Raw genomic sequence first — 12,925 nt, forward strand, 5'->3', positions numbered from 1 at the left:
AGAATGCTCATTCAAAAAAAAGAACATAAAATAACCACCACTAACATGAATTCGTGATTTACTTCACATATTAGTCGAGATATGAGGTCTTTAAGGTTTGAACTTTATTGATATCTTAAAAACAGGATGGCTAAACACTGGACGTACTTCAGCATTTTCTCATTTGGATTCGATCCAAAAGCTGAGTCGTGCTGTCGTGCTTGGTCTCTTATCAGCTCTATCCTTATTCGGCTGTACCCACCCTACTGAACTAGAAACGATCCAGCGTGAAGGTACATTAAATGTCGTTACCATTGACAGTGATCGCACGCTGGTTGAAAAAGACGGGGAAACTGTTGGCTTCGAATACGAATTAGCCAAACAGTTTGCGGATCGTTTAGGTGTCAAACTTCGCATGTACAGCGTAGACAGCATCGAACAAGTCTACGACAGTATTAATCAAGGTTATGCTTCGCTTGCAGCGCCCGGAATTGCATTAAATATTCAAGCCAACCAAGTAATATCTCCAACCTATGCATCATCATCTACCATTGCAATTTATCGCCAAGGCTCGGTAAAGCCTGGTGCACCGACCGACCTAATTGGTAAAAAGGTAGCAGTAATCAAAGACAGTCCAGCTGAGCATTGGTTACAAGTCACCACTCAAGCTTTACCAGACTTAACATGGGAAGCCATCCCATCTCCAGACATTGTTTCTCTGTTTGCCGAGTTAGATGCACAACATTTTGATGTACTGATCGCTTCTGATCATGACTATGAAGCCTATCAAGCCTACTTTCCTGAGCTTAGAGTTGCCTTTTCCGGCCTAGATAATCAAGAAATTGGCTGGTTATTCACCAAGTCTGAAGATCTCAGCTTATATAACAAGGCGGTCGATTTTTTAAGCGATGAAACGACTGCTGAGCAGATCTCGTATTTACAAGAAAAGTACTACGGCCACCAGTCTCGTCTGGATTTTGTCGGCGCTAAAACGTTCAAATACCACACCAGAAAACGCTTGCCGAAATACCGTGAATCCATCGAAAAGGCTGCTGAGAAGTACCAGCAAGATTATTATTTATTAGCCGCTATTGGTTATCAGGAATCACATTGGAACCCAAGAGCTAAGAGCCCAACTGGTGTTCGTGGATTTATGATGCTGACTCGCCCAACAGCGAAAGACATGGGCGTATCTAATCGTCTGAATGCAAAACAAAGCATTGAAGGCGGTGCGCGGTACTTTACTCGTCTGCACAAAAGCTTACCCGAACGCATTCAAGAACCAGATCGAACCTGGTTTGCCTTAGCCGCATACAACGTTGGTCGTGGTCACTTGGAAGATGCTCGCATTCTCACGGAACAAGGTGGAAAAAATCCCGATAAGTGGGCAGACGTAAAAGAATTCTTACCATTACTGCAAGATCGCCGCTGGTATAAAAAAACCAAATATGGCTATGCTCGTGGGTATGAACCCGTAATCTATGTACAGAATATCCGTCGATATGTCGATGTACTTCGTTGGTACGATCACCAACAAGAAGAAATCCGTATCGCGCAAGCTAAAGAAGATGAGACGAGTGAGGAGCAACAACCGACCTCATTAGAAGCGCCAGTGATCATGCTGTAGATGAATAAGGATTGAGCAAAAGTAAAAGTCGAACAAAATAAAAAAGAGAGCCTGTGCTCTCTTTTTTTATAGCTCTTGATACAAAGCTAAATATTCCTGGTAGCGCAGCATTGACGGCTTGCGACGGTACTTAAAGAAGTTTTGCATCAATACTCTGGCCGAAGATTCTAAAACACCACCCTGCCACTCAACCATATGATTAAACTGGGGTTGATCAAACATCTGTTGATGACTGCACACCGCACCCGCTTTTGGTTCAGAAGCACCAAACACCACCCGTGACACTCGGGAATGGATAATAGCACCCGCACACATAGCGCAAGGCTCGACCGTCACATATAGCGTTGTGTCCACCAAACGGTAATTATCAATGCGCTGCGCCGCATCCCTCAGACACTGAATCTCAGCATGAGCTGTCGGATCAGATGACGTAATTGGACGATTCCAGCCCTGACCAATAATCACATTATCTCGTACCAACACCGCACCCACTGGCACTTCACCCTCAAACCAGGCATTAACACCTAATTTCAGAGCCTGCTTCATCCAGTATTGGTCTTGGGTTAGTTGATTCGTCGTCATTTTGAATGAAATATAGAGAGGAAGGATGGCTTGAATGAATTGAAATAATGAGGGTTTCTCGTCTGCGAGAACAGACGAGAAATACTATTATTTTATTCCCACTCAATCGTCGCTGGCGGCTTCGAACTCACATCGTAAGCCACACGAGAAATACCTGAGATTTCGTTAATGATACGATTCGACACTTTCTCCAAAAGCTCATAAGGAAGATGCGCCCAACGAGCCGTCATGAAATCAATGGTCTCTACCGCTCGAAGTGAGACAACCCACTCATAACGACGACCATCACCCACAACGCCTACAGATTTCACAGGAAGGAATACAACGAAAGCCTGAGAAGTTTTGTGATACCAATCCGCTTTATGTAGTTCTTCAATGAAAATCGCATCGGCTTCACGAAGAATATCCGCATACTCTTTCTTAACTTCACCAAGAATACGAACCCCCAAACCAGGGCCTGGGAATGGATGGCGGTAAACCATGTCGTATGGCAAACCAAGCTCTAAACCGATCTTACGTACTTCGTCTTTAAACAGTTCGCGAAGAGGCTCAACCAAATCAAGCTTCATATCTTCAGGCAGACCACCTACGTTGTGGTGAGACTTAATAACGTGCGCTTTACCGGTTTTTGCAGCTGCAGATTCAATCACATCAGGGTAAATCGTACCCTGAGCCAAGAACGAACAATTGCTCAACTTAGCCGATTCTTCATCGAATACCTCAATAAAGGTATTACCAATGATTTTACGCTTAGCTTCCGGATCAGCAACGCCTTCCAATTTGGATAGGAAACGCTCTTCCGCATCCGCACGGATAACACGTACGCCCATGTTTTTAGCAAACATATCCATGACCTGATCCCCTTCGTTCTTACGAAGTAGACCATTATCCACAAATACACAGGTTAGCTGATCGCCAATGGCTTTATGAAGCAAGGCAGCAACTACGGACGAATCCACACCACCGGATAGACCAAGCAATACTTCGCCGTCGCCTACTTGTTCTTTCACTTTAGCGATTTGATCTTCAATGATGTTCGCCGGTGTCCACAGCTTCTCGCAGCCACTTAACTCAAGAACAAAGTGCTCAAGAATGCGACCACCTTGAAGTGTATGCGTTACTTCAGGGTGGAATTGAACGCCATAGAAACGCTTCTCTTCGTTATACATGCCAGCAATCGGACATGAATCCGTTGAAGCCATTAGCTCAAAGCCTTGTGGCATAGCTACAACTTTATCACCATGACTCATCCACACATCTAACAAGGAATCGCCATTGTCATTTAGATGATCTCGGATATCGTGAAGCAGAGAACTTTGTCCTTCAACTTTCACCTGCGCATAACCAAACTCACGAAGAGTGGATGACTCAACTTTACCGCCCAACTGCTCGGCCATGGTTTGCATGCCATAACAAATCCCCAATACAGGCACGCCCAGATTGAATACTACTTCCGGTGCACGAGGAGATTGGCCCTCTGTTACTGACTCTGGTCCGCCCGCCAAAATAATGCCCTTCGGATTAAAGTCACGAATATCCTGTTCAGACATATCGAAGGCGTGGATCTCTGAATACACACCGATTTCACGAACTCTGCGTGCGATCAACTGAGTGTACTGACTACCAAAATCAAGAATAAGGATTCGTTGAGCATGGATATCTTGAGTCATGGAAATTAATTCCTTAGAAAATAAGAGAAAACATCGGTTATGGATAACTTTAGACAGTTTTTAGTTACCCAATTAAATAATGGGGCCTACGCCCCATTATTCGATAAAGCACAGTAATTTAACCACCTACACGGTAGTTTGGTGCTTCTTTCGTAATATGAACATCGTGTACGTGAGATTCACTCATACCGGCATTGGTAATCTGAACAAACTCAGGCTCCGTACGCATTGAATCAATGGTCTGACAACCGGTATACCCCATTGAAGAACGTAAACCGCCCATCAACTGATGAACAGTATTCGACAAAGGTCCTTTACATGCGATTCGACCTTCAATACCTTCCGGAACCAGCTTTTCCACGCCTTCTTTTGCATCTTGGAAGTAACGATCACTGGAACCCTGGCTTTGGCCCATCGCACCTAAAGATCCCATACCACGGTAAGACTTGTAGGCACGACCTTGGTATAGCTCTACTTCACCAGGTGCTTCATCAGTACCCGCCAACAAGCTACCCGCCATAACGACGCTTGCACCAGCAACAATCGCTTTCGCCAAATCACCAGAGAAACGAACACCGCCATCAGCAATCAGAGGAACACCTGTTCCTTTCAACGCTTCTGCCACATTAGCAATTGCAGAGATCTGTGGTACACCTACACCGGCAACAATACGAGTTGTACAGATAGAACCTGGACCAATACCCACCTTAACGCCGTCCGCACCCGCTTCTGCAAGCGCTTTTGCCGCTTCACCTGTCGCAATGTTACCACCAATGACCTGAACTTCAGGGAAGTTCTGCTTCACCCAAGCTACGCGATCAATAACACCTTTTGAGTGACCATGTGCAGTATCCACAACGACCACATCAACGCCAGCAGCTACCAAAGCAGATACACGATCAGGCGTTTCTGGGCCAGTACCAACAGCGGCACCTACACGCAAACGACCTTGATCATCTTTACAGGCATTCGGGAAAGCATTCGATTTAGCGATGTCCTTAACCGTCATCAAACCAACCAGTTTGTCAGCGTCGCTTACAACCAAAACTTTCTCAATGCGATTAATGTGAAGCAACTCTCTAACACGGCCAGCGCTGGTGCCTTCTTTTACAGTGATCAGCTTATCTTTGGGTGTCATTACTGAATTAACTGTTGCGTCCAGATTCAGTTCAAAGCGAACATCACGACTGGTCACAATGCCGACAAGTTCATCACCATCGACCACAGGAACACCTGAGATGTTGTTGCGACGGGTAATATCGATCAACTCACGAATCGTGGTATTACTGGAAACAGTGATAGGATCTTTAACAATCCCGCTTTCGTACTTTTTCACGGCACGAACTTCTGCGGCTTGCTGCTCAATGGTTAGATTTTTGTGAATTATCCCTAAGCCACCCTCTTGCGCCATGGCAATCGCCAGACGAGATTCAGTTACTGTGTCCATAGCAGCTGAAACTAAAGGAATATTCAGCTCGATATCACGTGTGATACGAGTTTTAAGACTCACGTCTTTAGGGAGAATTTCGGAATAACGAGGGACGAGTAAAACGTCATCAAAGGTCAATGCATCTTGGGCGATACGTAGCATAATTTATTCCTGAAGCTAATGAATTATGCGCGCACATTATATCCTCGTAAATGCTTCGGGTAAACTCAAAGATGCAAGATTCGTATCCAAAAGTTTCGATAAAACTGATAATATTTTCCGATTCATCCATTTAGTCACCCAGGCAGCACTTCTTTCATGCTTTTTAACCGGCCTCTTTCTGTTTCAGAACTCAATAAACACACCAAAGATTTATTGGAAACACACTTTTTATCCGTAGAAGTAACAGGGGAAGTATCCGGATTTGTAGCCGCAGCCTCCGGCCATTGGTATTTCACGCTGAAAGATAGTAAAGCACAGGTGAAATGCGCCATGTTTCGAGGGCAAAATCGCAGCGTTATTCGTCCCCCCAAAAATGGAGACAAAGTTAAGATCCAAGCACGAGTAACCCTCTATGAAGCTCGCGGCGACTTTCAGTTAGTTGCTAACGCATTGGAACATGATGGAACAGGTGCATTACTAGCAGCCTATGAACGATTAAAACTAAAGCTTGAACAGGAAGGCCTGTTTGCACCAGGACATAAAAAACTAATTCCTGCATTTGCCAGAGAAATTGGAGTGATCACCTCACCCACAGGGGCTGCAATTCAGGATATTCTGCACGTTACACAACGACGCTTTCCGCTGGCCAACATCACCCTTTACCCGACTCAAGTGCAAGGAAGCGATGCACCACTGCAAATAATGTCGGCATTACATTCAGCCATCAGTCAAAATAAATGCGATGTATTGATTATTGGCCGAGGCGGCGGATCAATTGAAGACCTATGGTGCTTCAACGACGAACAATTAGCCCGAATGATCTACAGCTGCCCTATTCCAATTATTTCCGCAGTAGGCCATGAAGTCGATTTTACTATTTCAGATTTCGTTGCGGATCTTCGCGCTCCTACACCGTCAGCAGCAGCTGAAGTAGTCACCCCTGACCAGTTTGAATGGCAAACCCGTTTCGCCAATCAACAAAAACGCTTGATCTATGCCATTCGTCAGAAACTCAAACTCTTACATCATCAACTGGCAGTACAAAGCAGCAACCTGAGATCACCAAAACAAAAGCTTGAACGTGATGCGCAACGTTTAGACGAATTAAATTTCCGACTAAAAGCGGCCATCCGCCAAACACTAAGCTCTCTGGAAAATAAACAAGCTCTACTCGAACAGCAAGTTTTAAAACATCACCCAAAACAAAAGCTGTCGAATCATAAAGGAAACCTTCGTCAACTGGAGCAACGCCTACAACGCGCTATTCAGCAACGGCTCATAAGCAAGCGTAGCGAATTCCAATCCCTAATTAAGTCCTTACAGCTTATCAGCCCACTAAATACCCTGGAACGCGGTTATTCCATAACCTCAAGCAATGGCAAAATCGTTCAACAAAGTGATCAGGTTACGGTCGGCGAAAAAATTGATGTGCAACTTAAGAAAGGGAAGATAGAAGCCAGTGTGACTCGGGTCGAATGAGCTCGGGTCGAATGAGCTCGGGTCGAATGAGTTCGACCTGAAAGATACAGATAAAACTAAAGCTTGAAAGGTTCAGGTATCCCCCAAACCTTTCAGATAATCTATACGCTTCCCTAGGAAACAGTATTCGGATGAATTGACTTACGATACTCGCCTGGCGAACACCCTAGCCAACGCTTAAACGCATGATAAAAACTTGAGGTTTCAGCAAAGCCCAACTTATCGGCGATTTGATCCATCTCCAGCTCACCTTCCTGAATGTAACGGATGGCCTTACGCTGACGAACTTTATCTCGCAACACCGCAAACGACGTATCTTGCTTCTTCAATTTACGCTGCAAGGTTCTTGAACTCATATTAAACTTGCTGGCTGCATCCTCCATACTGGCAGGAGCATTACCCAAGTTGTCATCCAAGAACTTCTCAACTTTATTTACCAGCACGTTGTGATGAGGCATCTGACGAAGTTTAGAATTCGCCATTTCGATCAGATTGTCATGAAAAACAGGAAAGTGCCCGGCTAATGGAACATCCAACAGATCACTTTCTACAATGATTTCATCACGTTCTTGATTGAATAGAATCGGAGCGTCAAACACTCGAGCATATTCTTCAACGTACTCAGGCTGTGCATGACGAAAGCGAACCTCAATAACCGTTAATGGTCGTCCCATCAGCCACTCAGCAAGGGTAAGAACACCAGCGAACATGCCTTCAGCAAAGTAAACATGGCGGCGAGTATCGATTTCATCGGTTTCAAAAAGAATACGAGCAACATCCTGCGCTTCCTCTACGATAGTAATATCAATAAACGGAAGCCAAAGGTTTTTATACTCATTGAATCGTGCAATGGCGTCACGACCCGTTTGACTGGTCGCAATCAAAGAACCAACAATGTCCAGTTCTTCATAGCTCAAATGCTCACCCACATGAAGACCGAATACAGGATCTCCCGATAGGCGATGCATACTACCAAACAGTGCTATTACATCATCCTGTGTAATGTAGCTGTCTGGTTGAGCGACTTTATATGGGTCTAAACCCGCCCCACGGAAGATTTCTTCCATGGGAATATCATATTGACGTGCCAAACGAATAAAAACAGGTGCTAGCGCCTGCGTGGACACGGTAGGTTGCATTTCATACCCCACTAATATCTCTAGGCTGTCCCCGGCAGTGCATAAATCAAGTGTCCTATTATTAGTTATTCTGTATTTTTTATAATAGTTATGTTCGGACACTTACAGTAACCAGTCGTACATAATATTTTGATTATTAACAACTGGCTTTGTGAATAGGCGCCAGTTTACTTCCTTTTAACTGATTTTTTCTTGACCGGCTTCACCCTATTCGGATCTTTACGCTTCTGGTTCGGCGTTCGAGTATCTCGTTTATTCGAGAATGGGTTATCACCCGTCTTGAATTCAAACGCCATCGGCGTACCCGTGATATTCAATACCCGACGAAACGTATTTTCTAAATATCTCTTATATGAGTTAGGCAAAGCATTGGTCTGATTTCCATGAATCACAATTCTTGGTGGGTTAGAACCACCTTGGTGCGCATAGCGTAACTTGATCCGATGCCCTTTGACCACTGGAGGCGTATGAACTTTTACCGAGTCTTCGAGAATCTGAGTAAGGTAGTTGGTCGTCCACTTACCCATTGCCGCATCATAAGCAGCTTCAATAGAACCGTACAAGTTACCAACGTTACTGCCGTGCAAAGCGGAAATAAAATGAATATCGGCATAATTAGTAAAGACCAGTCGACGTTCAATTTCTTTCTTAATATGAGACTTTTTGTCTTCGTTTAGACCATCCCACTTATTGATCGCAATAGTAAACGCACGCCCCGCATCAATTACGTAGCCCAAAAGATGTAAATCCTGTTCAACCAAGCCTTCCTGGGCATCAATCACGAGAACAACAACATTTGCATCCTCAATCGCCTGCATGGTTTTAACAATAGAAAACTTCTCGACTGTCTCTTTAACATTCTTTCTGCGCCGAACACCTGCTGTATCAATCAGAGTGTATTCCTTACCGTAACGCTCATAAGGAATATAGACAGAATCACGCGTTGTCCCTGGCATGTCGTAAACAACGACACGCTCTTCACCCAACAATCGGTTTACCAAGGTCGATTTACCAACATTAGGTCGACCTACCACACCAATCTTGATCCCTCGTGAATCAGGTTCAACATTTACACCTGGCTCATAGCTTTCCAGTTCGCCTTTGGCAACCAAACCACGACAGTAGCTATCCCAATATTCAAAAACCTCATCCATCAAAGACTTGATGCCTCGATTCTGCGAAGCAGCAATTGGGAATGGCTCACCGGTAAGACCTAAGCCATAAAAGTCTGCCATGGCAGTTTCCGGGTCAATGCCATCTGTCTTGTTAACAACCAGCCATACCTGCTTTTCGGAGCTACGAAGGTATTTAACCATTTCTTCGTCACCGACGGTCATGCCAGCTTTACCGTCTACCAAAAACAGTACGATGTCAGACTCTTCAACAGCCAATAAAGACTGTTTCGCCATCTCCTGATCAATACCCTTTTCGTCACCGGCAATACCACCAGTATCAATCACCATGAAACGACGGTCTGCCAGTTTTCCCTGACCATATTTACGATCTCGAGTTAAACCGGCAAAGTCTGCCACTAAAGCATCACGGCTTTTGGTTAAACGATTAAAGAGGGTAGATTTACCCACATTTGGACGCCCTACCAGGGCAATCACTGGATCCATTATCTTCTCCGATCAGGACTCTTCCCGAATTTGTACAGCAGCCAGTGTTCCATCACTGGAGTAGATATAAAGAGTATCACCCACAACAATTGGTGGAGATAATAAGCCATCGCTATCGATTCGGATGCGCTCTGCAAACGTCCCCGACAGCTGAGATACAAAGTGTAGATAACCTTCAAAGTCACCAACAACGACGTAGTTACCAAGGGTTACAGGCCGGGTAAGACGACGATTCAACAAGCTGTCTTGTTTCCAGTTAACTGAACTGGATCTATCATCCAGCGCAACCAACTCACCGTTATCCAACGATAGATAAACTTGGCCAAAACCAAACGCAGGACCAACCCACGAAGAAAATTCTTTCTGCCAGCGAACTCGACCAGAGTAAAGATCAATAGCACGCACAAAACCATTAAATCCAACGGCATACATGGTGTCTTGATCAAGAATAGGAGTGCCATCAACATCCGCAAGTTTCTCTAGATCAGACTTGCCACTTGGAATAGAAATACGTTTTTCCCAAAGACTGACACCAGATTCATTATCCAAAGCCACTACTTTACCGTTAGCAAACGCCGCATAGGTAACTTTGTCATTAATGATCGGATCAGCAGTGCCTCTTAAACTCAGCAAAGGCAAAGTCGCATCGTAATGCCACTTTCGCTCTTTCATTTTGAGATCAAAGCCAAAGACGTGTCCATTTTGAGATTGCACAACCAGCAAATCATCTTGAATGGCAGGGCTCGACAATACCTCACTGGTTAATTGCTCTCTGAACACTTCAGAACCATCTTGGCCATTCAGTACAACCAAGAAACCATCTAAAGTACCAAAAGCAACAAAGCCAGAACCTGCACCAACACCACCCGATACATCAAGATCGAAGCTTACGCTCCAAAGTCGATCCCCTGAGTGTCTGTTGTATGCATAACAGTCACCATCGGCGTCACACACATAGATGGCATCGCCATCAACAGCCGGCTTCAATCGTAACCAGGATTCAGTACCGGCACCATCACCAGCCCAGCGATTCCAAACCTCATCTACACTAATAACAGGTGCAAAATCGACTAACTCAGCTGGTTGTGTGGCTTCATTTTCATCACTGGAACTACAACCCACCGTAGCAACTACAGCTGCCAACAGGGTTAATCGTTTAAATAGGGATAACATTAATTAATGGTCTCAGCTGAAACTACGTCATTAAGATCGTTGCGTTTTAATTCAAGCAAATCGATTGGCATTCCCGCCATACCCGCTTGAGCAATGGCCTTGTCATAAGTATTGCGTGCATCTTCACGCTGACCTTTAGCCAATAAAATGTCCCCTCTTAATTCAAGGGTTCTGGCCGCAAATGCACCTTCAGCCGTTTCAGGCAAAAGCGCTAAAGCATCATCCGATTTTTCTTGAGCATAAAGAACCTGGGCAAGACGAACATTTGTCAGAGCCTTTAACTCTGGAGACGTAGCTTTTGTATTAGCCGTCTTTAAGTGTTCTTCAGCTAAAGCAAAGTCCTTTGTCTCAACAGCAAGTTTTGCCATGATCAGGTCAGCGTATACGGCATAGGCAGTATCACCGTGCTCATCACGTAGCTTAGTCGCCATCTCGAATACTTTGCTACGCTCTTCTTCAGAGGCATCATCAGGCAATGCCACTTGCTCTTCCAGTAAATTTTGGAATTGAGCAGACACTGCTTCAGCTTCTGCTTGGGTATTTTTTTGAAATTGATCCCAACCAAATACGGCAGCAACACCAAGCACAACAGCACCGATCAGGCTCTTTCCGTTTTCATCCCACCAGCGTTTGATTTTCTCTTCTGTGTCATGTTCAAACTGATCGTAATCCACTTGTACTTACTCCTAAATTCCTTAAATGCGCTTCCTTTATTCAGGAAATCACTCGTTATCTTATTGTTCTTAATTAAACGCGAGCGTCTGTTTACAGGTTCTCTTTAAAGTACTGAGTTAACTCTGAAAACGCTACTGACGTTTGTTCACCTTCTTGTAGATTTTTAACCGCTGCCATTTGTTGTTCAATCTCTTGATCACCCAAAATGATGGCAAACTTAGCACCACTGTTACCGGCCTTCTTCATTTGGCTTTTAAAGCTGCCACCACCGCAGTGCAATTGAATTCTAAGATTCTCAGCCTGATCTCGTAATTGCTCAGCTAAAATCATGGCTTCTTGCGCAGCTGCATCCCCCATACTGGTGATGTAAACATCCAGAGTTTGCTTAACTGATTCAGGCACAACATTTAACGTTTCCAGCAACAGCACCAAGCGTTCAACGCCCATAGCAAAACCAACGGCTGGAGTCGCTCGACCACCTAATTGCTCAACCAAGCCATCATAACGACCACCGGCACAAACCGTTCCTTGCGCACCCAGAGAAGTCGTTACCCATTCGAATACCGTTTTACAATAGTAATCTAGACCTCGAACCAACGTCGGGTTAACCACATAGTTCACGCCTGCTTTATCCAAACGCGCCAACAGCTCTTCAAAGTGAGCTTTAGACTCGTCATCGATGTGATCCATTAAGCTCGGTGCATCTTTAAGGATTTCCTGAGTCTCGGGAGACTTACTATCCAAAACACGCAAAGGATTAGTTTCAAGGCGTCTCTGGCTATCAGCATCCAGCTTCTCAAAGTGCTCTTTTAGATACGCTACAAGTGCCGTTTTATACTCAGCGCGAGCCTCATTAGAGGCCAACGTATTAACCTGAAGCTCCAACTCATCCAAGATACCAAACTCTTTCCAAAGTCGAGCACTAATTAAAATCACTTCAGCGTCAATATCAGGACCATTCATTCCGAATGTTTCGACACCCACTTGATGAAACTGACGATAACGCCCCTTTTGTGGTTTCTCATACCGGAACATAGGCCCTGTATACCAAAGACGTTGCGTTTGGTTATACAGCAAACCATGCTCTTCGGCAGCACGAACACAACCGGCCGTTCCCTCTGGGCGTAAAGTGAGACTTTCACCGTTTCTATCGTCAAAGGTATACATCTCTTTTTCAACGATATCTGTAACTTCACCGATGGAGCGTTTAAATAAATCGGTTTGCTCAACAATCGGCATTCGGATTTGTTGGTAACCGTATGTGTTTAAAACCGATTTAATAGTGTCTTCAAAATACAACCAAACAGGCGTCTGATCAGGCAGAATATCATTCATGCCTCTAATGGCTTTAATGCGTGCCAAAACTACCTCTCTCAACTGGACTGATAAAA

At 44.6% G+C, this 12,925-nt stretch carries 10 protein-coding genes; 2 read left to right on the forward strand and 8 right to left on the reverse strand.

The annotated features are described in order from the left end of the window. Window positions 1–97: 97 nt before the first annotated feature. Window positions 98–1,606, forward strand: a complete 1,509-nt coding sequence (gene mltF, locus ACFOEK_RS04190; RefSeq protein WP_386716610.1) for a membrane-bound lytic murein transglycosylase MltF — start codon at window positions 98–100, stop codon at window positions 1,604–1,606. A gap of 66 nt (window positions 1,607–1,672) precedes the next feature. Here the strand turns inward: mltF and tadA are convergent, their stop codons facing one another. From tadA to guaB, 3 genes are all read right to left on the reverse strand, one after another. Then, a complete protein-coding gene (tadA, locus tag ACFOEK_RS04195; protein WP_386716613.1) occupies window positions 1,673–2,188 on the reverse strand; it encodes a tRNA adenosine(34) deaminase TadA in 516 nt (171 codons plus the stop codon). Between the two features lie 92 nt (window positions 2,189–2,280). Continuing rightward, complete coding sequence (guaA, locus tag ACFOEK_RS04200; protein WP_386716616.1) at window positions 2,281–3,858, reverse strand: glutamine-hydrolyzing GMP synthase; 1,578 nt, start codon at window positions 3,856–3,858, stop codon at window positions 2,281–2,283. A gap of 118 nt (window positions 3,859–3,976) precedes the next feature. After that, window positions 3,977–5,449 carry an IMP dehydrogenase gene (gene guaB, locus ACFOEK_RS04205; protein WP_386716619.1) on the reverse strand — a complete coding sequence of 491 codons (1,473 nt, stop codon included), beginning with the start codon at window positions 5,447–5,449 and terminating at the stop codon, window positions 3,977–3,979. A 156-nt stretch (window positions 5,450–5,605) separates the two neighbouring features. On the opposite strand from guaB, the gene xseA reads away from it, so the two are divergent. Next, window positions 5,606–6,928: an exodeoxyribonuclease VII large subunit gene (xseA, locus tag ACFOEK_RS04210; RefSeq protein ID WP_386716622.1), complete on the forward strand. Its 1,323-nt coding sequence runs from the start codon at window positions 5,606–5,608 to the stop codon at window positions 6,926–6,928. 113 nt (window positions 6,929–7,041) lie between these two features. Here the strand turns inward: xseA and ACFOEK_RS04215 are convergent, their stop codons facing one another. From ACFOEK_RS04215 to hisS, 5 genes are all read right to left on the reverse strand, one after another. Then, on the reverse strand, window positions 7,042–8,067 hold the full coding sequence (locus ACFOEK_RS04215) for an AraC family transcriptional regulator (RefSeq protein ID WP_386716625.1): 1,026 nt from the start codon (window positions 8,065–8,067) through the stop codon (window positions 7,042–7,044). A gap of 167 nt (window positions 8,068–8,234) precedes the next feature. Continuing rightward, entirely contained in the window at window positions 8,235–9,686 is a 1,452-nt protein-coding gene (gene der, locus ACFOEK_RS04220) for a ribosome biogenesis GTPase Der (protein WP_386716628.1), read from the reverse strand. A gap of 12 nt (window positions 9,687–9,698) precedes the next feature. Further along, window positions 9,699–10,859, reverse strand: a complete 1,161-nt coding sequence (gene bamB, locus ACFOEK_RS04225) for an outer membrane protein assembly factor BamB (protein ID WP_386716631.1) — start codon at window positions 10,857–10,859, stop codon at window positions 9,699–9,701. Beyond that, on the reverse strand, window positions 10,859–11,533 hold the full coding sequence (locus ACFOEK_RS04230; RefSeq protein WP_386716634.1) for a YfgM family protein: 675 nt from the start codon (window positions 11,531–11,533) through the stop codon (window positions 10,859–10,861). The genes bamB and ACFOEK_RS04230 overlap by 1 nt, the downstream gene beginning before the upstream one ends. 91 nt (window positions 11,534–11,624) lie before the next feature. Further along, window positions 11,625–12,896, reverse strand: a complete 1,272-nt coding sequence (gene hisS / locus ACFOEK_RS04235) for a histidine--tRNA ligase (protein WP_386716637.1) — start codon at window positions 12,894–12,896, stop codon at window positions 11,625–11,627. Window positions 12,897–12,925: the final 29 nt, after the last annotated feature.

Origin of the sequence: Litoribrevibacter euphylliae (assembly GCF_042646085.1) — a bacterium.
In the GTDB taxonomy this organism is placed as follows: domain Bacteria; phylum Pseudomonadota; class Gammaproteobacteria; order Pseudomonadales; family Litoribrevibacteraceae; genus Litoribrevibacter; species Litoribrevibacter euphylliae.

Excerpts from the sequence above, each read along its gene's own strand:
- guaA (WP_386716616.1), bottom strand. The coding sequence starts at position 3,858 with ATGACTCAAGATATCCATGCTCAACGAATCCTTATTCTTGATTTTGGT.
- tadA (WP_386716613.1), bottom strand. The coding sequence starts at position 2,188 with ATGACGACGAATCAACTAACCCAAGACCAATACTGGATGAAGCAGGCT.
- ACFOEK_RS04215 (WP_386716625.1), bottom strand. The coding sequence starts at position 8,067 with ATGCAACCTACCGTGTCCACGCAGGCGCTAGCACCTGTTTTTATTCGT.
- guaB (WP_386716619.1), bottom strand. The coding sequence starts at position 5,449 with ATGCTACGTATCGCCCAAGATGCATTGACCTTTGATGACGTTTTACTC.
- bamB (WP_386716631.1), bottom strand. The coding sequence starts at position 10,859 with ATGTTATCCCTATTTAAACGATTAACCCTGTTGGCAGCTGTAGTTGCT.
- xseA (WP_386716622.1), top strand. The coding sequence starts at position 5,606 with ATGCTTTTTAACCGGCCTCTTTCTGTTTCAGAACTCAATAAACACACC.
- der (WP_386716628.1), bottom strand. The coding sequence starts at position 9,686 with ATGGATCCAGTGATTGCCCTGGTAGGGCGTCCAAATGTGGGTAAATCT.